Below are 22,417 nucleotides of genomic sequence, written 5' to 3' on the forward strand. Positions count from 1 at the left end.
ATAGTTTATCCAATATGCCTATTCAACTTTTGTATGTATATGAAATAGATACAAGAGAATGGCTTTGCGAAAAAGGAAAATTAAATCGTGTTAGGTTATAGAAAATTATCCCACGCTGACTAAGACACTATCTGTAAGAATAGCGTTTTGGCTTGTTTCTTACTTTTTTAACTTGGCAATAGCAAAAATGCGGTGTCCAAATCAATAAGTTTAAAAAAATAGCGGTGACTAAACTAAATACAATAGAAGATGGGGTTAGTGGTACTGATGGTCTGAAGTTGTCTAAAACGCGATTAAGTGTTCCATACTGAGAAGGAGAAGCCATAAATATGAGTTGTTCAAAATAGTGTCCGTGCTCTAACTTTCTCATACCTTGTTCAAGAGTGGTGATTTGCGCAAAGCGAGACGCTTTCATTGAGGCGTTCTCTCTGACTACAGGTTCGCTATTTTTTTGAAGGCTGTCCAACATAGCATCTACTGATGAAAAGCCGTATTGCTTGGCAAGTTCAGAAGAACTTGAGACTTCATCTCGCAGCGCATCATAGTAGCCGTTTAAGTATTGCCGGTAGTGATCGGCTAAAATAGGCACCTGCAGCGTGATAATGAATAAAACTGCAAATACCACTTTATCGAGAATACGCACTACCATTGAACACTCACCATGGATCTTAATTTCAATTCGTTCACAAAATATCAATGACGAGAATAGTTGTTGCCACCGATATTACAGCTTTCCAACACAGCGCTTGCTATCTAGCCCGTTTACTATTTCAAAGCCGTATAGATAGCGTGGGTTAACCTACTTAGCTGGTCTGGAGATATAATATAGGGAGGCATAATGTATACCAATCTCCCAAAAGGGCGTATCCACACCCCTTGTTTCACAAAGTGGCGTTGAATTTCGGCAACATTGACGGGATTTACCGTCTCAACAACTCCTATAGCGCCTAGCACCCTAACATCAGCAACGCGGGGTAAGTCTGCACATTTTGCCAACTCGGTTTGTAATTGTTTCTCAATAGTAGGAATTTGATGCTGCCAGTGATTCTCATTAATTAATGACAAACTAGCGTTTGCCACGGCACAAGCTAAAGGGTTCCCCATGTAAGTTGGGCCGTGCATGAAAACCCCTGGCTCACCTTGGCACACCCCGAGAGCCACATCTTCTGTACATAGCGTTGCCGCCAGCGTCATATATCCGCCGGTAATCGCTTTGCCTAAACACATTATGTCGGGCGAAATACCCGCATGCTCACATGCAAATAGTTTTCCTGTACGACCGAAGCCAGTAGCAATCTCGTCGCAAATTAATAGCACATCATAGGTGTCACAAAGCTGGCGACAGCGCTTTAAGTATTCGGGGTGATAAATACGCATGCCTCCGGCACCTTGAACAATGGGTTCTAGGATAAGAGCAGCCATGGTGTGGTGATGCTTTTCGAAAATCTCTTCGAGTGGAAGAATGTCATCTTCACTAAAAGTCTGTCCAAAGCGCGTCTGGGGAGCTGGTGCAAATATTTGTTTGCTTAGTACGCCTTCAAATAAGCTATGCATACCGTTTACCGGGTCGCAAACGCTCATGGCTGCAAAGGTATCACCGTGGTAGCCATTGCGAGGTGCAACAATGCGCGATTTCTCTGGTCTTCCTTGACATGCCCAGTATTGAATCGCCATTTTAATCGCTACTTCAACAGAGACTGAGCCTGAGTCTGCTAAAAACACCCGCTCTAAACCAGCAGGCACCATGCTGAGTAAAGATTTACATAAATCCACTGCTGGCTGATGAGTAATGCCACCAAACATAACGTGAGAAAATGCGTCAATTTGCTTGTGCGCTGCGTCGTTAAGTACAGGGTGGTTGTAGCCGTGAATAGCTGCCCACCAGCTCGACATCCCATCTACCAATACTTCAGAACTGGCTAATGTAAGCTCTGCGCCCTTTGCGCCTACGACTTCATAACAGGGAAGGGGATTAACTGCGGAAGTATATGGGTGCCAGATATGCTGTTTATCAAATTCTATATTGCTCACAAAATAACCATTAGTAAAGTTTTTGAATTGGTCAGAGTTGACAACTCGATATTGAGCCATAGACTAAGCCAGCAATAATAATTAGTAAAGGACAGTCAATGACATTGGCATACGCACCGACCGCGCAAACTACCACTATTCGAAACGATTGGACCAAGGCTGAAGTAGAAGCTTTGTTTGCAATGCCATTTAACGATTTACTGTTCGATGCACAAGTAGTGCATAGGCAGCATTTTAATCCTAATGAAGTGCAGGTAAGCACGCTTTTGTCGATCAAAACTGGGGCATGCCCTGAAGACTGCAAATATTGCCCTCAAAGCGCCCGGTATGATACTGGCCTTGAAAAAGAGCGGCTGCTTGAAATTGAAAAGGTCATTCAGCGAGCGAAAGAGGCAAAGCAAGTGGGGTCAACGCGTTTTTGTATGGGCGCAGCTTGGCGAAACCCCCGCGACCGAGATATGCCTTATATTTTGAAAATGGTTGAAGAGGTCAAAAGTCTGGGTCTAGAAACCTGTATGACGCTGGGTATGTTAACCCGTGACCAAGCCGTGGCCCTAAAACAAGCGGGTTTGGACTACTACAATCACAACCTTGATACCTCTCCTGAATACTACGGCGACATCATTACTACCCGTACCTATCAAGATCGCTTGAATACTCTTGAGAACGTGCGTGCAGCAGGCATGAACGTTTGCTCTGGTGGTATTGTCGGTATGGGCGAAACCGTGAGTGATCGTGCTAGTATGCTGGTACAACTCGCTAATCTTCCCGAACAGCCTCAAAGCGTGCCAATTAATATGCTTGTGAAAGTAAAAGGTACACCACTGGATAGCGTAGAAGACCTGGATTATTTTGAGTTTATTCGCACAATTGCAGTGGCCCGTATCATGATGCCTAAATCACATGTGCGCTTGTCTGCAGGCCGTGAAGCCATGAATGAACAGATGCAGGCGCTGTGCTTTATGGCAGGGGCGAATTCCATTTTCTATGGTTGCAAGCTCTTAACTACTTCAAACCCAGATACGCATGAAGATGTCATGCTTTTCAAAAAGCTTGGTATTAACACTGAGCGCACGCGAGACTTCTCGGATGAAGCACATCAACAGGTGCTAGAAGAAGAAATCATTCAGCAACAAGAGCAAGCTAGCGGCGGCAATGACTTGTTTATTGATGCAACCAAGCCTAAGGTAGCGGCAAGAAAACAGCACGTTACGGAGGCGTAATGGCCTTTAATTGGTTAAACGATTCACTGAATGTTCGAGCCAAACAAGGCTTGCTGCGTCAGCGCCACTGCCAACAATACGAAAAAGATAGCATTATTTGCATTAATGGTGAGCATTATCTCAATTTTTCAAGCAACGACTATTTAGGCATGCGCCAGCACGAAGGGGTATTGCAAAGTTGGGTTGAAGGGCTGGCGCAATTTGGGGGCGGCAGCGGAGCATCTCCCTTGGTAACGGGGCACACTCAGGCCCACTTGGCGCTTGAAGCTTACATCGCCGATGGTTTAAACCGAGAAGCTGCGCTGTTGTTTAACTCTGGCTTTGCCGCTAATCAAGCCTTGTGCATGGCACTTTTTCCCCACATTTCTCACGTTAAAAGAGGCGTGAGCTCGGGTCTGATTATCGCTGACAAGCTAATGCATGCATCGTTTTTAGAAGGGGCGCAGTGTGTTTCTGAAATCGCTAAGCTTCGTCGCTTTAAGCACAATGACCTCAGTCATTTAGAGAGCCTGCTGTCGGGCGCATGTCATAACCAAGTATCTGATGCGGATAGAGGTTCAAATGCTCTCATTGACACAAATCAGCAAGATATTCTTGTTGCCAGTGAGGGGGTATTCAGTATGGACGGTGACGTGGCGCCCTGCGAGAGAATAGCAGAGCTTGCCTCTAAATATGACGCGTGGTTCATATTAGACGATGCACATGGCATGGGTGTGCTAGGTGATAACGGGTTTGGCACAGCCGAAGCGTTAAATTTAAGCCAGCAACAGGTGCCTATTGTGATGGGGACATTTGGTAAAGCGGTGGGCACGGCTGGTGCGTTTATCGCAGGAAGCCAAACGCTGATTGATTACCTTGTGAACTTCTCAAAACACTATGTGTATTCTACCGCTATGCCGCCGGCACAAGCAGTCGCAACCTTGTATTCCCTTACTCATATTGCTAGCGATACGGCACGTCGAGAAACGCTGAATAACAATATCGTTTATTTCAGAGAATCGTTTCATAAACGTTTTGGACAGACACTTAAAGTGAATGAAAAGCGAGAAGAAACAGGTGAAATAACGTTGGGGCAGTCGCAAAGTGCAATTCAGCCTATCATTGTAGGTAGCCCCGAACGGGCCTTGGCGCTAAGTGAAGGGTTGAAGCAACGCGGTATTTGGGTAACGGCAATAAGGCAGCCTACAGTACCGAAAAATCAAGACAGATTGCGTGTAACCTTAACTGCAAACCATACCTTCCAAGACATTGATGTGCTAATTGATGCTTTTGAGCTATCGTTGAATCGCTTGAAGGAAACTGAGAGTTCAATAGTAAGCGCTGCGAGTACCGAAATTGGCGTACCAAATGACACCGGTAAAAGCGAGATCTAGCGATGTCATCAAGCTCCGCGCTAAAACCAGTTATACCTTCAAAGCCTCTATGTACTCCTGACGGTAAAGTGTCTCATGATACATCTTCTGGAACTCTTGCCATTAAGGGGGCATTTCAAGCTAAGGGCTTTTTGTCAGCTGATGGCTTTCTGTCAGCTGGTGGTTCTCTTTTGGCTGATGGCTCTCTATTAGCTGATGGCCTTTTATTGGCTGATGGCTCCCCAGCAGCTCAATCCGTCGATACCGTACCACTGATTAACGAGAAAGATATCGCCCATCGCTTTTCTAAAGCCGCAAAGCAATACAATAGTATTGCATCTATTCAGCGTGTTATCGCCGAGCAGGCACTGACTAATTTACCTCATCGTTTGCAGGGGCAAGCCCTTGATATTGGGTGTGGCACAGGTATTCACACGCAGGCGCTTTATCATAAAGGGGCAGCTGCAACCGGCGTGGACATTGCCGAGGGCATGTTGGCGTTTGCTCGTAAAAAGTACTCTGACCCCATTTTTATTCAGGGGAGTGTGCTTGACTTACCTTTTTCGGAGAACACATTTTCAACGGTGTTTTCGTCTATGGCGCTTCAGTGGGTTAGCGATACAGGTCTTGCAGCCAAGCAAATAGCGAGAGTACTAAAAAAAGGCGGTGTAGCTGAGCTTGCCATTATGGTGGCTGGTTCATTTGATGAGCTTAAAACCGCGCGCAAAGTAGCGCAGCTCGCGCAAGCGGATACTGTTATGCCAACAGCAGCTCAGTGGGGATACAGCTTTAAGCAGTCGGGGCTTTCGTTAAAACGGGTCATCACCAAAGACTATGTAGATATGCATAGCGACATTATGTCTCTGCTGCGCTCAGTGAAAGGCGTGGGTGCAGGGGCAACAGGGCGAAAGCAACCCCCGCTAAATCGCAGAGATGTCAAAAAGTTAGCCATGGCTTACCGTAATGCGAGTGGTATAGAAAGTAAGTTGCCACTTACCTACCGCGTGAGTCATTTTAGATTGGAAAAACGATGAAGCAGTATTTCATTACCGGTACCGACACAGAAGTAGGGAAAACCTATGTCACCTGCCAACTATTAAACGCCGCGCAACGCTTATCACTACGTGCCATTGGTTACAAACCTATCGCAGCCGGATGCGAGTTGGTAAATGGTGAGTGGGTCAATGAAGACGCGTTGAATATTCAAAAAGCGAGCGCCAAAATACGCGTTGGCGAAGTCATCGAAGATGTTGGCGGCTTAAAGGCAGACAATAAAAACAGAAAAAGTGGACAGACACTTCCTTTGCGACAAATAAACCCCATTGCTCTCAAACCAGCGATTGCGCCACATATTGCGGCCCTTGAGGAAGGCGTGACGCTAACTTTCGACAAAATTGCGCAAGGGCTTGATTTGCTCAAAACCTATCAGCCAGATCTCTTACTGATGGAAGGCGCTGGCGGTTGGCGGTTACCACTAACAGTGGGCGATGAATATACGCCCACGTACTATCTTTCTGATGTCGTGAAATCGCTTAAAATGGACGTGATTTTAGTAGTGGGTATGCGCTTGGGCTGTTTGAATCACGCACTCCTCACCGCAGAGGCAATTCGCGCTGATGGGCTTGCTATTAAAGGATGGGTGGCAAACGACGTTACAGGTAACATGACACGATACCAAGAAAATCTTTATTCTCTTAAAGCCATGTTACCCGAACCGCTGCTAGCAGAAACTCCCTATCAATCTGAACCCAATGAAGAGGCGTTATTCGCCGCTATCGAGCAAATACGTTAAATCATCACCTGAATTAATTGGTGCTTTTTCACTACCTAAAAAGATAAAACCATCTTTTTCGCCAACTAATTTAAGTTGATTTTCAGATAGGCGAAGCGCTGTACCTTCGCGAATGGCCACCACGGGTGTCGTTGGGTTTAGCGCTGTGAATTCGGCTAATCGCTGGTCGCGTGTTTCGCCATTATGACCGGGTGGCTGGTAGTCGGTATAGTGCGGGTTCAATTGAAACGGCACTATATCTAACGCATCAAAGCTCGGTGGCTCAATAATAGGCATATCGTTGGTGGTCCTAATTGATTGCCCACAAATGTTTGAGCCAGCGCTCCAGCCAATATACGGCGTACAATCGGCAATGGCGTGCTTTATTGGCACAATAAGCGCATTAGCATAAAGCGTCGAAAGCAGATGAAAGGTATTACCGCCACCTACGACAATGGCTTGCCCGTTCTTCTTCGCATGATTGATGGCAGTAACGGGGTCATCGACGGTGTGCAATCCGACCACATTGCACTCAGGGAGGGCATTGGCCACAGCGCTTACATATTCGTCGTAAGACTGAGTTACAGCAGCATAAGGAACAAATAGAAGGTCGCGTACGTCGCCTAAGTGTGCAAAAATAAGCGCTCTAGCGTGTTCTAGGTAGGCCTCGTCACCTTGGCGAGAGCTACTAAGCATAAGTACGTGTGCGGTCATACTAACTCCACAATTTTTCAGACGGCGTATCATACGTGAAACGAACTATAAAGTTTAGTCGCGCTCCGTCACTGCATTGAAATAGGACAATGAATGAAACAATCTACATCGGTGTTATTCGTGTGCTTGGGAAATATTTGTCGTTCTCCCACAGCGGAAGCCGTTTTTAAAAAGAAAGCTGCGGAAGCGGGTTTGGATATTGATATTGATTCAGCCGGTACGCATGGTTATCACATTGGAAAGCCCGCAGATAAGCGTTCTCAGGCTGCCGGTGTAGAGCGCGGTTATAGTTTTAAAGGGCTAAAGTGTCGTCGTGTGGATGAAAGCGACTTTGAGCGTTTTGACTATATTTTAGCAATGGATAATAGCAACCTTGCAAACCTTCACGGCATGGCGCCAGGCCAGCATCATAGTAAAATCAAACTATTCTTAGACTTTGCCGACGTTGAAGATAAAGAAGTCCCAGATCCATATTATGGCGGGAAAAGAGGTTTTGAACTCGTATTAGACCTTATTGAAGAAGCGTCAGACGGCTTAATCGCTCATATTAAACAAACCCAAATATAGTAAGGCGGAAATTACGTTGATAAGGCGCAACGTCGTCAATGTTGTAATAATTTTTGTGAGTCTAGCGCTCTTATTAGGTGTCGCGGGAATAATAGGGTCGACGTGGTGCTCTGAAGCGCCGTTAGATTTAAAACAGCATATTACCGTTCAATTACAGTTACCGTTGATACTAACAGCGTGCCTTGTTGGCGCTGCGCTCTCCGTAAGCGGCGCAACATTGCAAGTGGTGTTGCGAAATCCCTTAGCGGACCCCGGCATTATTGGTATAACTAGCGGAGCCAGTTTGGTCGCTGCACTTTTGTTGCTGTTAACACCACGGTGGGCATCAGCATATCTTCATTACCTGCTGCCATTAGGGTGCTTTGTTGGTGCGCTGCTTTCCACATTTATTATTTACCGCATAGCGAGGAAGTTGCTGGGCTCTTCTACAGCCGTCATTCTTGCTGGTGTTGCTATTTCTACGCTAAGCGGCGCTGTCATCGCTTGGCTTTACATGTTTAGCGACGCCAATGCTCTTCGCAACCTTACCTTCTGGTTAATGGGAAGTTTGTACCAAACTAACTGGTTAATTTTGTCAGTGGGGGGCCCTCTCATAGCTGCCGCTGTTGCATTACAGCTTCATTTTGCCGCCGATTTAAACAAGCTGTACGCGGGTGAGCTTGCAGCAAAAAGTAGTGGTGTGGATGTAGAAAAACTCACTGAGCGCGCACTCATTGTTTGTGCTGTTGCTGTAGGTACTGCGGTGTCTATGGCAGGTTCTATCGCGTTTGTAGGCTTGTTAGTTCCACACATTTTACGCTTACTAATCGGGCACAATAACCGTTATTTGTTACCGCTAAGTGCAATAAGCGGCGCAAGCTTGTTAACACTCGTCGCGTTAAGTTCTGAACTTACCCGTGCCATTACACTTCCGGTATCTATGGTAACGGCCACGTTAGGCGGTCCATTATTAATTTGGGCTTTAGCTAAAGGTCAAATAAAAGGGTAGTGGAAGTGAAATGACGACGAAGAATTTTACAGCTCAGCAACGCCCGGTTTCTTCCACTAACCCACAAATAAATGCTATTGAGGGTGATATCATTGGCACGAATTCCAAGCAAAAAGTCAGTAGCAAAGACGAAGTAGCTGATGACAAGAGCGCAGCAGATGGCCAAAACCAAGCGGAAGATCATATTGTTTTGAGCGTACAGCATGTGAAAGTCGCTTCACGGCTTTGGGTTGAGGGGATTAGTGCGAAAAAAGGCGAATGTATTCATATCATAGGACCAAATGGGGCAGGAAAATCAACGCTGTTGCTTATCCTTGCTGGCCTTATTGAAGCTGACGAGGGCAACGTCACGTTGCTTGGCAAGCCAATGGACAATTGGTCGCTGGCAACGCTTGCGAGTGTGCGTACCCTACTAGCTCAGCAAAGTGAGAGTGGTTTTCACTTGTCGGTAAAGGAATACTTAAGCTTTTATTCGTCCGCCCAGCAAAGCGTGCTTATACCTGCTGTTTTAGAAAAAGCGCTAGAAGTCTCCGACTTCTCCAATAAAATTCTCACCCAGCTTTCTGGCGGCGAACGTCAGCGAGTAGAAATCTGCCGAGCGCTATTGCAAATTTGGCCTCAGCTAGAACACGGCGAAGGTATAGTGCTTTTAGACGAGCCATTACAAGGGCTTGATATAAGGCATCAGTATGCCTTAGCGAGTTTAGTGAAATTCCTTTGTAAAAAAGGGAATACCATACTTATGACGTCTCACGATATTGCCCTGAGCGCTAACTATTGCGACAGCTTATGGCTTATGCAAAGTGGTCGCATGGTGGCGTCGGGCAGACCGCTCGAGGTAGCAACTCAAACCAACCTTGAAAAAGTGTTTGAATGCCATTTTGCTATAAGCAAGCGCGATAACTTTCTAGAAATTCAAGTTTGCGCACCTATTTCCCTAGAATAAATGTGGTAAAGTGCCTCCAGCATTTTTTTAGATTCATATTTTCACATTAGACTGATTAGATTAAAGCGCTACAGACATATAAAGAAGCGCGGTACAGTCTTTCTATTGAAGCTTGGGCTTCAATAAATATTTTCACTTAAACGTTTGCCCTACGTAATTTTTATCAGGAGAACACCGTTGAGTAATTGGCAAGTAGACAGTTGGAGAAATAAACCTATTCTTCAGCAACCAGAGTACGACGACAAAGTACGTTTAAAAGAAGTAGAGCAAACACTGAGTTCTTATCCACCGCTGGTATTCGCTGCTGAAGCTCGTGAGCTAAGACGTCAGTTAGGCGAAGTAAGCCTGGGGAAAGGCTTTCTTTTACAAGGTGGTGATTGCGCGGAATCGTTTGACGAGTTTAACGCACCTAAAATTCGCGATACGTTCAAAGTTATTCTTCAAATGGCAATCGTACTGACGTTTGCTGGCCGCTGCCCCGTAACCAAAGTTGCACGTATGGCGGGTCAATATGCTAAGCCTCGTTCGTCGGATTTCGAAACCCGCGATGGTGTGACCTTGCCAAGCTATCGCGGCGATATTATCAATAACTTTGAATTCACCGAAGCGGCCCGTCGTCCAGACCCTGATCGCTTGTTAGAAGCTTATCATCGCAGTGCATCTACTTTGAATCTACTTCGTGCGTTTGCACAAGGTGGTTTGGCTGATCTTCATGAGGTAAACCGCTGGAACATGGCGTTTGTTGAAAACAATCCGCTTAAAGAGCGTTACTCTGATATGGCCAACCGTATTCAAGACACCCTTGAGTTTATGGATGTTATTGGTATTAACGCACAAACCAGTTCTACGCTGCACGAGACCTCACTGTTCACGTCGCATGAAGCATTGCTGTTGAACTATGAGCAGGCGCTAACACGCATCGATACCCTTACCGGTAAGCCTTACGATTGTTCGGCTCACATGGTGTGGATTGGCGAGCGTACCCGTCAACTTGACCATGCGCACGTTGAGTTTTTCCGTGGCATTCACAACCCAATTGGTGTGAAAGTGGGGCCAAGCATGCAAGAAGACGAGCTTATTCGTTTGATTGATGCGCTTAACCCGCTAAACGATCCAGGTCGTTTAACGCTAATTACGCGAATGGGCGCCGATAATTTAGCCGACAATTTGCCACGCTTATTGCGTAAAGTGAAAGCTGAGGGCCGACATGTTGTGTGGAGCTCTGACCCGATGCACGGCAACACGTTTTCGGCCTCTAGCGGCTATAAAACCCGTAACTTCGATGCAATCTTGAAAGAAATTAAACAGTTCTTCCAAGCCCATGAAGCAGAAGGCACGCACGCTGGTGGTATTCACCTTGAGATGACCGGTCAGCACGTTACTGAGTGCACTGGCGGCGCATATAAAATAAGTGATGAAGACTTAGCGCAAGCCTACAAAACGCAATGCGATCCACGCTTAAATGCAGACCAGGTGCTTGAAATGGCATTCTTGGTGGCTGATCATTTGCGTAATGCGTAATGCGTAATGCTTAAAGTGACCAACATCGCATTGGCAATTTGAAGAAACGGCATCATTGAGATGCCGTTTTTTTTACCTAAATTTTACGCGTATATTTGCGGTTAGGTTGATATGCTCATTGTGTTGAAGTAAACACGATTGACCTATGACCCAATTTAAACACGGTTTCTATACACTCTTTATTATGGCTGTGGCTATTTTAGGGTGTTTAGCACTTAGTAACTGGTTACTGCCGCTTGGCGGTATTCTGCTCATTCTACAGCTTGCGTGTGCCATTGTGGCGTTAACGACCTCAAGGTTTTACGGCTTGCTTGCAGGGGTAGCCGGAGCACTGAGCTTTAATTATTTTTTCACCGAGCCTTTGCACTCATTTCAAATTGCAGAAGTTGAAGACAGCATTAATTTTGTCGTTTTCATCATTGTAGCCATCCTCATTAGCGAGCTTGCTGTCTACGTCAATTCTCAACAACATGCACTACAGGTTGTTAAAACACAATCTAGTGTCCTGCGATCTGTGTCCCACGATTTGCGTACGCCGCTCTCTACCATTATCGGTTCTGTTGAAACCTATATGACATATCAAGACAAGCTTGATGACATTGAGAGACAGGCACTGTTAAAAGGGGTTCACGATGAAGGTAAACGCCTTTATGTTTACGTTGAGAACCTGCTTCAAGCCACACGAATTGAGCATAACGCGTTAGCGCTAAATTTAACCCATGTAAACCTGACTGCCTTTTTAGCTAACCTTGAAAGTCGTATTAACAGTGGTCGACTAAAAGTGATCAACAACAGTGACAGTCACGGTATAACCGTGTCTGAATCACTGTTTGAACAAGCTTTATTTAACGTAATTGATAATGCCCTTAAATTCAGCGATGACAGTGTATTGCTGGTGGTTAGCCACTCTGATGGAGAGTTTGAGTTTGAAATAGCTGATAAAGGCGAAGGGCTCAGCGATGAACAGCTACAAGCGCCAATACAGCTTTTTCAAACCAGTCGTCGCAGCGATAGTGGAAAAGGCGGCATTGGCTTAGGGCTAAGCGTAGCAGCAGGCATAGTTCACGCCCATGGCGGTGCTATAAAGCTGTCGAATACCACACCAGGCCTTCTTGTCAGTATTACAATTCCAAAAAGGGATTAGCGCAATGAGCCACACCATTCTACTTGTTGAAGATGATGCGAATATTCGTCAGATGCTGAGCATTGCGCTAGGTGCAGAAGGCTACCTTTGTGTTGAAGCTGCTTCGGTTCGAGAAGCTTTGTCATTGTTTAATCAGCACCGTCCTGACCTTGTCATACTCGATTTAGGGTTACCTGATGGTGAGGGGAGTGAAGTACTTAAACGCATTAGAGAATCCAGTCGCCTGCCAGTGCTCGTGTTGTCTGCAAGAGATCAGGAGTTAGACAAAGTCGACCTGTTGTCCCGGGGGGCCAATGACTATGTTAGCAAGCCTTTTGGGATCAGAGAGCTTGTCACCCGGGTGAAAGTACTGCTTAGAGACTTCAATCCTGTGGTTGAGCCCACAACGCCCACACGACAGATTGGCAAGATAGCATTGGATATTACCGAGCGACGGCTGCTCGTTGAAGGCGAAGTTATCGCGCTGGCCCCAAAAGAAGTTCAGCTTCTTGACGAGCTTACAAAACAGCCTGGGGCGTTTATTAGCCAGCAAGAGTTGTTAAGAAGAATATGGGGTCTACATCACAGTGAAGACACCCACTACATCCGCGTTCTTGTAAGACAGCTGAGAAAGAAAACAGATCCGTTCGAGAAAAATTTAATAGAGACAATGCCTAAACAAGGCTACCGAATAGCGGTTGATAAACCGGAGGCTAATTAATGTCGCACTTTAGTGTAATTGGGCTTGGCAAGTTTGGCTTAACGGCCAGTTTAGAGTTAATTCATATGGGGCACACCGTTACAGGAATTGACCAAAGTGAAAAGCTGGTTGAACAGTATGCAGGTGAGTTTACGCAGTGCGTTGTGTGTGATGCCAGTGATGAGCGTGCACTCAAGGAATTAAACTTGTGTCAGAGCGAAGCCGTGCTTGTTGCTATTGGCGAGGATATGCAAGCTAGCTTACTGTGTACAATGGCACTAAAAAACTTGGGCGTAGCCAATATTTGGGTGAAAGCTAATAGCTCTGCTCACCACGCTATTTTATCCAAGCTGGGTGTGTCGAAAATTATTCATCCTGAAGAAGAGATGGGAGCAAGGGTGGCGCAAGCGCTTAACTACCCAATGGTGAATGACTACTTGGGTATAGGGCACGGCGTTTATATCGTTGATGTCATTTTGTCTGATCACTTTTCTTCACAGCGCTTAAAAGACGTGCTGTCCGTCGGTAAGGGGCAAGTCTCTTGTTTGTTAGTTAAGCGAGGTCACCAGCTACATCATAATCCATCGTTAGACTTTGAAGTTACTTCGAAAGATACCATTATTCTCTGCGGCCATAGAGAGAACCTTGTTAAAATAGCGCCTAGGCTAGCACAATGAACAGATGGGATCCTGGCTACAGACCGATAGAGCGCTCGCCTAAAGGTATCAACAAAATTCAGGTAGGGCCGCCCCTTATTCTCTCTCTAAGCTTTGTGGCGGTGATTTTCTTAGGCACCGTTATCCTAAAATTGCCAATAATGACTCATGAGCCCATCTCGTGGATCCAAAGCCTATTTACTTCCACATCGGCGGTGACAGTAACGGGTCTTGTGGTAGTCGATACCGGATCTGTTTTTACAACTGCTGGACAAGCGGTGATTGCGGTTTTAATTCAGCTGGGGGGCTTAGGGTTGATGACGTTTGCCATCGTCACGCTCATTGCCTTAGGAAGTAAAATAAGTTTCTTGCAGCAATCGGCAGTGAAGGAGGCGTTTAATCAAACAGATTTATCAACGCTTGTGTCTACAGCAAAGTCGGTACTGATTTTTGCCTTCTTCGTTGAGTTAGTGGGTTTTTGTATTCTGTCGGCCTACTGGATGCAGGAAAAAGGAGTAAGTGAAGCGTTATTTCACGCGTTTTTTTACACCATCTCTGCGTTCAACAACGCAGGATTTGCACTAAGTGGGGATAGTCTTTCCGCCTATGTGGGAGACCCGATTATCAACATCACTATTTCTGCATTATTTATTATTGGTGGTCTCGGGTTCTCCGTTTGGATAGAGCTTCATAAAAAGCGCAGATGGCAACGCATCTCTGTGTATGCCAAGACAATGATATTGGGTACGCTAATTGTCAATGTAACCGCCTTTTTGCTTATCTTTATTATTGAAAGTGATAATCCTGCAACCTTGGCGAACCTCGATACTCAAAGCGCATTATGGGCATCATGGTTTCAAGCTGTTACTCCAAGAACTGCCGGATTTAATACGCTGGATATAGCGTCGTTAGAAGATCCAACGACAGCATTAATGTTGTTGCTAATGTTTATCGGCGGGGGCTCAATGAGTACCGCAAGCGGTATAAAACTTATGACTTTCATCGTTTTGATCATTGCCGCATATAACTATATTCAGCGGGGAGCTGCGCCACGACTTTTTGGTAGAACAATTTCAAATGACACTATCAGCAAAGCGCTAGCGCTTACGATGATTTCCATAGGTATTACGTGGATAGCTATTTTTCTTTTATTAATGTCAGAAAAAGCTGACTTTTTGGATATCGTGTTCGAAGCGGTTTCTGCTCTTGGGACCGTGGGTCTTTCCAGAGGGTTAACTGGCGAGCTGTCAAACAGTGGTGAGTGGATCATTATCTTACTGATGTACGCGGGTAGATTAGGGCCTTTAACATTGGCTTATTTTATTGCCAGCCCTCGAATAAGCCGCATTAAATACCCAGAAGCTAAGCTAGCAATTGGTTAACCTGCAAAAATAGCGGCGCGTTCTTCTTCACTCAAAATTCCGGTAAAGATAGTTTCTCTTCTTAAGTTGGCTGTACGCTCATCGTCAGCCAATAAAAGCGCTTTAAATACGGCGGGTTCATCGCGAGCTTCAATAATTCCCTTCCACATCAGATAACTGCCGTAACGCATCATTTTGTTTTGATAACGCGCTTCTAAGGTTTGTTCGGCGTGCTCAAAAAGCTCTGGGTGAGATAGTAGTTTGTCGGCTATTGCACTGTGAATTTTTTTGATGCGTTCGTTTACATCACTTCGGCGTTGTTTTCTGGGTCTTGCAAACATAAATAGTCTTTTCGCTTTAATTTACGCATTTCAACATTACGAGGGCGATGCTTCTTTGTTTTCCAGCTGACATTTAATCATCTTCTAGCAGAGGCTCTACAACTGATTCCAATCCGTTTAACTTTATTTCATACATTAAAGCAAGTTGTTCACCCAGCTTGTTTTCGGGAAAGCCTTGTTTGTGAAACCACACCAAATAAGGCTCGGGTAAATGAAATAAACGCCTTCCAGCATATTTCCCAAAAGGCATAACCTGATTGATAGCAGATTTAATAAGCATTGGATCCATCTATGCATTATCTCCTTCACCGATATTGCTGGGGTGAGTTTCAACACTGTTCTCAGCGTTTTCCTCAATATCTTCTTCACTGTCGCGCTGCTGGGCTTGCCATAGTGTGGCGTACTCACCTTGACGCTCAAGTAAATGGGTGTGTGTCCCTTCCTCTACAATAGCCCCATTTTTCAAAACCAATATTTTATCTGCATCAACAATGGTAGAGAGTCGGTGGGCTATCACTAAACTCGTGTGGCCTTTCGCCGCGTCGCGTAGAGCCGACAATATAGCACGCTCAGACGTGCTGTCTAATGAACTGGTGGCCTCATCGAATATCATGATAGGAGCACCTTTTAACAATGCGCGGGCTATAGAAACTCGCTGCTTTTCACCGCCAGAAAGTTTGAGGCCGCGTTCGCCCACAGTGGTTTCTAGCTTATCAGGAAGGCTTGCTACAAAGGCCTCTAAGTGAGCCAGCTTCAATACTTGTTGTATTTCTTCATCAGCAGCATCGGGGTTGCCATAGCGAATATTTTCCAGCAACGTGGTGTTAAAAAGCACCGTGTCCTGCGGCACAATACCGATATGAGCGCGCAAGCTTTGTTGAGTGAGCAATGAAATGTCTTTCCCATTGATAGTAATGTTCCCTTCATTTGGCTCGTAAAAGCGAAAGAGGAGTTTCATCAGCGTCGATTTACCTGCACCGCTTTCACCGACAACGGCAACTTTTGAGCCGGGTGGCACCTCAAAGCTCAGGCCCTTCAAAATTTGGCGATTCTCGCTGTAGGAAAAGAGCACGTCATTAAAGGCGATGGCTGGATTCGTGCAGGTTAATTCAGTGGCGTTATCTGCATCCTTAATGGCGGGTTTTTGAGCTAGTAGTTCAAATAATTTATCAATATTAGCAAGGCTTCCGCGAATTTCTCTATAGACAAAACCCAAGAAGTTTAGCGGCATGAATATCTGCATGGTAAAAGCGTTGATAAGCACAAAATCACCGATGGTCATTTCTCCATTCATGACCCCAAGGGCAGCGTTCGCCATCATTGAAGTCATCGCAATAGCAATAATGGCCGCTTGACCACCGTTTAGGGCGAATAAAGACAAGCGATTTTTTCTTCTCGCTTTTTCCCACGCAGCTAAATCCGTGTCGTAGCGATTAGCTTCAAAAGACTCGTTATTAAAGTATTTTACGGTTTCAAAATTCAGCAGGCTGTCTACCGCGCGAGAGTTGGTGGTTGAGTCAGCTTCATTCATTTGAGTAACAAAGCGAGTGCGCCAGTCGGTAGCTTTCATTGAAAAGCCAATATAGGCAATAACACTGCAAACAATGATAAGGGCAAAAGAAACGCCAAATTGAAATAATAATAGACCGACGACTAACGCTATTTCTAGTAGCGTAGGAACAATATTGAACACCATAAAGCGCATGAGAAAACTGACGCCATTAGTACCGCGCTCAATGTCTCTAGACAGACCACCAGTTCGTCGATTTAAATGAAACCCTAAATCGAGATTATGTAAATGTTTAAACACTTTTAAACCAAGTCGACGCATAGCGCGCTCGGTTACACGGCCGAATAAGGTATCCCGTATTTCGCCTAGTAAAACGTTTAGTAATCTCAAGGTTCCATATGCCGCAATAAGGCTGATAGGGACAGCGATGGCCAGTTTAGTTAAATCGCCATTCAAACTATCTACAGTATATTTCAGCACGTAGGGTAGACCGATGCTGGCAAGTTTAGCTGCTACTAAGCAAAGTAGTGCCAGAAAAACCCGTTGTTTAAACTCAAGTAAATAAGGCCAAAGTTGCGAAAGAACGTGCCATTTAACAGGTTCATCGTGATTAGTAGGAAAACGATTTTTTCTCATTTTATATTGTGCTTAATTGTTAAATTCAAAGTAATTAACTGGATGTTTGCAACATATGTGGCTAGCTGGATAAGGTGTTAACACAAATCAACGTTGTGATTTCTTTAAACCGATGAAGAGTAACACTTACTAGTATAGTGAATTTTACTGGTTGGTGTACGTATTGAAATGGACTAGAGATTAAAACGGTCTTATTTATAGCCATGAATGTGTTTAATTTTAGCTATGCGGCGCGTACACTAAGAGGCAGTTTAATTTAGTAACCTTGCTGAGTAGCCTTTTGATTGTCGTTCTATTCAGCAAGTTGCGAGCATATTCGAAGAGATATCGTCCACGTTTAAGGAGTTAGTTTGTTAGAAGATAGTTTCGGTAGACAGTTTCACTATTTACGTTTGTCAGTGACCGAAGCGTGCAACTTCCGCTGTCAGTACTGTTTGCCTGATGGATATGAAGGTCCGTCTAGTGATCAGTTCATGACACTCGATGAAATAGACACCTTGCTTAAGGCTTTCGCTAGGCTAGGCACATCTAAAGTGCGCTTAACCGGAGGAGAGCCAACGTTACGACGAGATTTTCTCGATATTCTACACCTAACCAGCCATACACCAGGAATTGAGCGGGTAGCAATGACAACCCATGGTGCACGAATGGAAAAGTTTGCGCACCAATGGAAAGATGCGGGTCTCGACCAAGTCAATGTAAGCATTGATAGCCTAGATCCTCGCCAATTTGCAGCCATTACTGGTCAAGATAAGCTTAAAGCCGTGCTCCGCGGTTTAGATGCGGCGATCGATGCTGGTCTTGATGTAAAAGTAAATTCTGTACTGCTCAATGATTTCTCTGACAGCCGGCTTCATCGTTTCTTAGCGTGGCTTAAAGATATGCCAGTAACCCTTCGCTTCATAGAACTTATGGAAACAGGGGATTTACACACCTTTTTCAACAAGCAGCATCAAAGCGGATCGCCGCTTAAACGCACCTTGTTGGAGATGGGATGGCAGCCTCTGCTACGCAGAAAAGATGCTGGCCCAGCTCAAGAGTTTTACCATCCCGACTATGCCGGAAAAATTGGCCTGATCATGCCTTACAGCAAGGACTTTTGTAAATCATGTAATCGTCTTCGTGTTTCAGCCCCAGGAAAGCTGCATCTATGCTTATTTAGCGAAAACGGAATCGATATGAGGCAGCTTCTGACTAAGGGCGATGTGGACGAGGTTATAGCCTTTTTGAAAAACGTGCTCGGACAAAAGCACGAAACGCATTATTTACATGAAGGAAAAACAGGGGCAACTAAGCACCTAGCAATGCTTGGGGGATAGTGTTGTGGTCTTGGTCGTCCTCAAAAATCTGTAACATATTAGGTTTAATTTATTTGGTTTGTTGCAGAAATAAGCTATATTCACTTTTATAAGTATAAGTAAAATAATAAATATAAAGGAAGTTTATGCATATCAAGGACAGTGCGCGCCTTTCCTATCATTACATCACCGAAAAAGATGCCGATTTTTTGTGGGAGCTCGACCAGGATGAGCTCGTCATGAAGTTTATTAATGGCGGCAGAAAGTCAACGAAAGAAGAGATTGTTGATATTTTCGTTCCACGATTTCAAGCGTATTCAAATCCTGCTTTAGGCTGGGGCCTATGGCGAGTTGAGACGTTAGAGGATAAAGAAAGTATTGGATGGATTTTAGTTCGTCCTTTCGGCTTCTTCACTCAGAGCCCAGAAAGCGACAACATGGAGTTAGGCTGGCGGTTTAAGCGCCATACTTGGGGGGAAGGGTACGCTACTGAGGCAGCTGGAGCTGTAAAAGACGCTTTGTATGAAATAGGTGTTGAAAAATTCTCTGCCATTGCCAACCCCCAAAACAGTGCATCTATCAATATTATGAAAAAATTGGGAATGACATTTAGTCACGAACAAGAATATAAAGACAAAATTTTCCACGAAACCGTAGTGGTTTACAAAAGCTAACGTTTCCTTCTTAAAGCACATGGCGAATTGCGCTTTAAACGCGATTATTCGCCCTTCAAAATAGTTTTAACGTTGTCATAGCGGGATTGCTGATCCGCTGATAGTTGCGCTGTCTCTAGCGTTTCCCTGCATTTTCTAATATCAGCCAAAGTATTAGGAGGCAAAGAAGTATTTGATTTCCTTGCTCGTATAATCGATTGCAGATAATTCAATGCAATGGACGGATTCTTTGGCATCACTCGAAACGCCTGAGAAAAAGTAGTATACGACTGTGTTAAATCGCCCCGTTTATATTGTGCTACAGCCGTATTATTGAGTGTTTTGGGGCTAAGTGAAATTGCTTCTTTTTCTGCCTTTTCTTGCTTTAGGTAAGCGCTCATTAGGTTTGTGCCATCAGAGGTCGGTTCCTCTCTGGTGGAGATGGCATCTAATATGGCGAGTGATTCTTTTTTCATCCCCACTTCATGCAGCGCTTTCGCTCTGTCTAGCAAAGCTTCAGTAGAATGGTGTTGGTCGTAATCTACGTGAAAGTCTGAAAGCAGCGATTGAGCCCTAGCTGAGTCATCTTTTAAATAATGTAACCTTGCGTCTATTACTGCCAATTCATCATTGAGCGTTGCTCTAGGGTGCGACTTTTTTAATTGACGCAAGTACTCATTGGTCTGCTTAACGATATTGTTTACATGTTCTGGCTCTGACGTCATTGCGAAATCAACGCCAGCGCGAGCTGCGCATAGATAAATCTCGGGCTTATCATGAATAGAACCTCGCGCATAACGCACTACTTTTTTAGCACTATTGAACTGACTCTCGTAGTCATGGGTTATTCGCGCTAAATTTATTGCTCGTTGATGCCGTTCTATGTTGCGCGGAGACATGGCGCACGCCAATGACGTGCATTCTAACGCATCATCGAAAGCCGCAAGTTTGATTTGAAGCGTCGCTAGAAGGTCATAGGCTTCTAATGCAGAGTCTGGACGCGTTGCCAGCTGGATAATCTCTCTTTCTGCATCATCGAATTCATTGAGCGCAATAAGGCTTTTAGCTATTCCCATTTTAGCCCAGTTAAAATCTTGAACATTAATAATAGATTCAAAGAAGGCGATGGCTGTTTGATATTGTTGAGTGAGAAGAAACAAGTCCCCTTTAATTTTCATTGCAAGTGGAAAGTGGTCAGCATTTTCAGGCTGCAACAAGAAAAACTCTATTTCAGCTAATGCTTTTTCATAGTCTTTTTTATCCATGAACGCATAGACGTTTTTCAGTGCCTTTTTTCTAGATAACACTCGCGAGAGCCTTCTATCAAGCTCATTTACTGAAAAAGGCTTTGCTATAAACTCATCAGGCTGTAGCTCGATAATAGCGTGTACGACTTCGGTTGAAGTGTCAGCACTTGTGAAAATGAATGCGCTTGTAAGGGGAAGGGTATGTGCTACATTAAGCTGCTCTAGTAAAAAATATCCACCCTGCTCGGAGCGTAAATTATAGGAACAGATAATCGCGTCGTAATCATGCTCTTGTATTGCAGATAAAGCATGAGAAGGCCTATCTACATAATCCATGTTCCTAAAGCCCAATTGCTCAAGCGCATAGTGTATGTGGCTTTTGGCCAGAACCTGATCCTCAGCAATCAATAGCTTGGTGTTTTTAGCTAACTGTAGTTTCATAAAGTGAAAGCCTCGGAAGCAGGAGTTTTATTACCTTACCATGGTATCGGCTGTCTAAGTATAGTGCTTTATGAAGACTATCGCATAACTCGGCTCTTTATAGTAATAACGACTTTCAAAATTGAGAGTTTGAACCCTCATATCTGTTTTGACACAGGGGAAGTGGACAGGGGCATAGATGTTTTTATTGACGACGGTTGAGGATTCTACAAGGGAATTTATTGAGAGAGATTAAAACGTGGACTGCTTTGAACATTTATCTAAGAAATGGGGGAATACAAGTAAAGACTGGATTTATTTGCGATGTTTTCAATATCTAATGCATTTTACGCCTGGTGAATGTCCAGAATGACGAAAGGAATGTTTAAGATAAGTTTCGAACCAGGAGAGATGGTGGACGCTACTGGGCTTGAACCAGTGACCCTCGCCTTGTAAGGGCGATGCTCTCCCAACTGAGCTAAGCGTCCGTATTTTTTGATTTCACTGTTTAGCCACGGTGAGGAAGTGGTGGACGCTACTGGGCTTGAACCAGTGACCCTCGCCTTGTAAGGGCGATGCTCTCCCAACTGAGCTAAGCGTCCGTATTTTTTGATTTCACTGTTTAGCCACGGTGAGAAAGTGGTGGACGCTACTGGGCTTGAACCAGTGACCCTCGCCTTGTAAGGGCGATGCTCTCCCAACTGAGCTAAGCGTCCGCATTTTGATTTCACTGTTTAACCACGGTGAGAAAGTGGTGGACGCTACTGGGCTTGAACCAGTGACCCTCGCCTTGTAAGGGCGATGCTCTCCCAACTGAGCTAAGCGTCCATATTTCTTTAAACCTTGCCTAAGCAAGTGGGGCGGTATTATAGAGTCGGTTCCGTTAGTGTCAACAATAAAATTAAAGAAAAATGACTGTGTGCCCGAATTTTAGACACTCTGGCTGCATCTTAACTAAATTGATGAAAAGAACAGCGTTTTAGAAGTGTGTGAGCGTTTAAAAACTATGTGATTAAAAAAGCAGAAGTGAAATGGAAAAAATGGACAGACACTTATTTGTTTCAACATAGACAATTTATCTTAAAAGCAAAATGAAAAGCAAAATGAAAAGCAAAATGGACAGACACTTAAAAATAATAAATGTCTGTCTATTACGTTCCTTAAATCCGTTCCATTAGTGACCTCATCAACAATAGAACAAACGACCATACAGAAGATGTTCTCTAGGAGGACAAAAGTGTGTGTCCACAATGGTGGATGAGCATCGAAGCGAAAGGGGGCTGCAACGATAAGTGTCTGTCCAATTTTTATCTATTCCCAATTCTTTCTTAGACTTTCTTTTTTCTTCTGTTCTTAACT

At 44.6% G+C, this 22,417-nt stretch carries 21 protein-coding genes and 4 tRNA genes; 14 read left to right on the forward strand and 11 right to left on the reverse strand.

Going from position 1 to position 22,417, the window contains the following annotated elements:
• Positions 1-127 precede the first annotated feature (127 nt).
• Together C6Y39_RS14415 and bioA are read right to left on the reverse strand one after the other, a co-directional pair.
• The gene (locus C6Y39_RS14415; protein WP_105931933.1) at positions 128-649 is read right to left on the reverse strand and encodes a DUF2937 family protein; all 522 of its coding nucleotides are present in this window, start codon (positions 647-649) and stop codon (positions 128-130) included.
• A gap of 116 nt (positions 650-765) precedes the next feature.
• Positions 766-2,031: an adenosylmethionine--8-amino-7-oxononanoate transaminase gene (gene bioA / locus C6Y39_RS14420; protein ID WP_105932054.1), complete on the reverse strand. Its 1,266-nt coding sequence runs from the start codon at positions 2,029-2,031 to the stop codon at positions 766-768.
• Between the two features lie 98 nt (positions 2,032-2,129).
• Between bioA and bioB the strand changes: the two genes are divergently transcribed.
• The 4 genes from bioB to bioD are packed head-to-tail and all read left to right on the forward strand — an operon-like array spanning position 2,130 to position 6,398.
• The gene (gene bioB / locus C6Y39_RS14425; RefSeq protein ID WP_105931934.1) at positions 2,130-3,254 is read left to right on the forward strand and encodes a biotin synthase BioB; all 1,125 of its coding nucleotides are present in this window, start codon (positions 2,130-2,132) and stop codon (positions 3,252-3,254) included.
• Entirely contained in the window at positions 3,254-4,627 is a 1,374-nt protein-coding gene (locus tag C6Y39_RS14430; protein WP_105931935.1) for an aminotransferase class I/II-fold pyridoxal phosphate-dependent enzyme, read from the forward strand. The genes bioB and C6Y39_RS14430 overlap by 1 nt, the downstream gene beginning before the upstream one ends.
• 2 nt (positions 4,628-4,629) lie before the next feature.
• Positions 4,630-5,640, forward strand: coding sequence for a methyltransferase domain-containing protein (locus C6Y39_RS14435; protein ID WP_105931936.1), 1,011 nt, complete (start codon positions 4,630-4,632; stop codon positions 5,638-5,640).
• Positions 5,637-6,398: a dethiobiotin synthase gene (gene bioD / locus C6Y39_RS14440; RefSeq protein WP_105931937.1), complete on the forward strand. Its 762-nt coding sequence runs from the start codon at positions 5,637-5,639 to the stop codon at positions 6,396-6,398. The genes C6Y39_RS14435 and bioD overlap by 4 nt, the downstream gene beginning before the upstream one ends.
• On the opposite strand, the gene pepE is transcribed toward bioD, so the two are convergent.
• On the reverse strand, positions 6,369-7,091 hold the full coding sequence (gene pepE / locus C6Y39_RS14445) for a dipeptidase PepE (protein ID WP_105931938.1): 723 nt from the start codon (positions 7,089-7,091) through the stop codon (positions 6,369-6,371). The genes bioD and pepE overlap by 30 nt on opposite strands.
• A gap of 93 nt (positions 7,092-7,184) precedes the next feature.
• Here pepE and C6Y39_RS14450 point away from each other — a divergent pair, with 93 nt between their 5' ends.
• The 8 genes from C6Y39_RS14450 (at position 7,185) to C6Y39_RS14485 (ending at position 14,974) form a co-directional block, all read left to right on the forward strand.
• Positions 7,185-7,658, forward strand: coding sequence for a low molecular weight protein-tyrosine-phosphatase (locus C6Y39_RS14450; RefSeq protein WP_105931939.1), 474 nt, complete (start codon positions 7,185-7,187; stop codon positions 7,656-7,658).
• A 16-nt stretch (positions 7,659-7,674) separates the two neighbouring features.
• Positions 7,675-8,646, forward strand: coding sequence for a FecCD family ABC transporter permease (locus tag C6Y39_RS14455; RefSeq protein WP_420808494.1), 972 nt, complete (start codon positions 7,675-7,677; stop codon positions 8,644-8,646).
• 10 nt (positions 8,647-8,656) lie between these two features.
• Entirely contained in the window at positions 8,657-9,592 is a 936-nt protein-coding gene (locus C6Y39_RS14460; RefSeq protein WP_105931941.1) for an ATP-binding cassette domain-containing protein, read from the forward strand.
• 177 nt (positions 9,593-9,769) lie between these two features.
• Positions 9,770-11,113: a class II 3-deoxy-7-phosphoheptulonate synthase gene (locus C6Y39_RS14465; RefSeq protein ID WP_105931942.1), complete on the forward strand. Its 1,344-nt coding sequence runs from the start codon at positions 9,770-9,772 to the stop codon at positions 11,111-11,113.
• Positions 11,114-11,258: 145 nt separating this feature from the next.
• The gene (locus tag C6Y39_RS14470) at positions 11,259-12,257 is read left to right on the forward strand and encodes a sensor histidine kinase (protein ID WP_105931943.1); all 999 of its coding nucleotides are present in this window, start codon (positions 11,259-11,261) and stop codon (positions 12,255-12,257) included.
• Positions 12,258-12,261: 4 nt separating this feature from the next.
• On the forward strand, positions 12,262-12,957 hold the full coding sequence (locus tag C6Y39_RS14475) for a response regulator transcription factor (RefSeq protein ID WP_105931944.1): 696 nt from the start codon (positions 12,262-12,264) through the stop codon (positions 12,955-12,957).
• On the forward strand, positions 12,957-13,613 hold the full coding sequence (locus C6Y39_RS14480; protein ID WP_105931945.1) for a potassium channel family protein: 657 nt from the start codon (positions 12,957-12,959) through the stop codon (positions 13,611-13,613). The genes C6Y39_RS14475 and C6Y39_RS14480 overlap by 1 nt, the downstream gene beginning before the upstream one ends.
• The gene (locus C6Y39_RS14485; protein ID WP_105931946.1) at positions 13,610-14,974 is read left to right on the forward strand and encodes a TrkH family potassium uptake protein; all 1,365 of its coding nucleotides are present in this window, start codon (positions 13,610-13,612) and stop codon (positions 14,972-14,974) included. Before C6Y39_RS14480 ends, C6Y39_RS14485 begins: the two co-directional genes overlap by 4 nt.
• Here C6Y39_RS14485 and C6Y39_RS14490 read toward each other — a convergent pair.
• From C6Y39_RS14490 to C6Y39_RS14500, 3 genes are all read right to left on the reverse strand, one after another.
• Positions 14,971-15,294, reverse strand: a complete 324-nt coding sequence (locus tag C6Y39_RS14490) for a hypothetical protein (protein ID WP_105931947.1) — start codon at positions 15,292-15,294, stop codon at positions 14,971-14,973. The genes C6Y39_RS14485 and C6Y39_RS14490 overlap by 4 nt on opposite strands.
• Positions 15,295-15,367: 73 nt before the next feature.
• Entirely contained in the window at positions 15,368-15,583 is a 216-nt protein-coding gene (locus C6Y39_RS14495; RefSeq protein ID WP_105931948.1) for a DUF3820 family protein, read from the reverse strand.
• On the reverse strand, positions 15,584-17,440 hold the full coding sequence (locus C6Y39_RS14500; RefSeq protein ID WP_105931949.1) for an ABCB family ABC transporter ATP-binding protein/permease: 1,857 nt from the start codon (positions 17,438-17,440) through the stop codon (positions 15,584-15,586).
• 350 nt (positions 17,441-17,790) lie between these two features.
• Here C6Y39_RS14500 and moaA point away from each other — a divergent pair, with 350 nt between their 5' ends.
• Complete coding sequence (gene moaA / locus C6Y39_RS14505; protein WP_105931950.1) at positions 17,791-18,759, forward strand: GTP 3',8-cyclase MoaA; 969 nt, start codon at positions 17,791-17,793, stop codon at positions 18,757-18,759.
• 125 nt (positions 18,760-18,884) lie between these two features.
• Entirely contained in the window at positions 18,885-19,412 is a 528-nt protein-coding gene (locus C6Y39_RS14510) for a GNAT family N-acetyltransferase (RefSeq protein ID WP_105931951.1), read from the forward strand.
• A 44-nt stretch (positions 19,413-19,456) separates the two neighbouring features.
• Here C6Y39_RS14510 and C6Y39_RS14515 read toward each other — a convergent pair whose 3' ends face one another.
• The 5 genes from C6Y39_RS14515 to C6Y39_RS14535 all read right to left on the reverse strand — a co-directional run bounded on the left by C6Y39_RS14515 (position 19,457) and on the right by C6Y39_RS14535 (position 21,886).
• Positions 19,457-21,079 carry a response regulator gene (locus C6Y39_RS14515; protein ID WP_105931952.1) on the reverse strand — a complete coding sequence of 541 codons (1,623 nt, stop codon included), beginning with the start codon at positions 21,077-21,079 and terminating at the stop codon, positions 19,457-19,459.
• A gap of 391 nt (positions 21,080-21,470) precedes the next feature.
• Positions 21,471-21,546, reverse strand: a tRNA-Val gene (locus tag C6Y39_RS14520).
• A gap of 38 nt (positions 21,547-21,584) precedes the next feature.
• A tRNA-Val gene (locus C6Y39_RS14525) sits at positions 21,585-21,660 on the reverse strand.
• Positions 21,661-21,698: 38 nt separating this feature from the next.
• A tRNA-Val gene (locus C6Y39_RS14530) sits at positions 21,699-21,774 on the reverse strand.
• 36 nt (positions 21,775-21,810) lie between these two features.
• Positions 21,811-21,886: transfer RNA gene (locus tag C6Y39_RS14535), tRNA-Val, on the reverse strand.
• Between the last annotated feature and the right edge of the window lie 531 nt (positions 21,887-22,417).

This window comes from Alteromonas gracilis (genome assembly GCF_002993325.1).
GTDB classification, from domain to species: Bacteria; Pseudomonadota; Gammaproteobacteria; order Enterobacterales; family Alteromonadaceae; genus Alteromonas; species Alteromonas gracilis.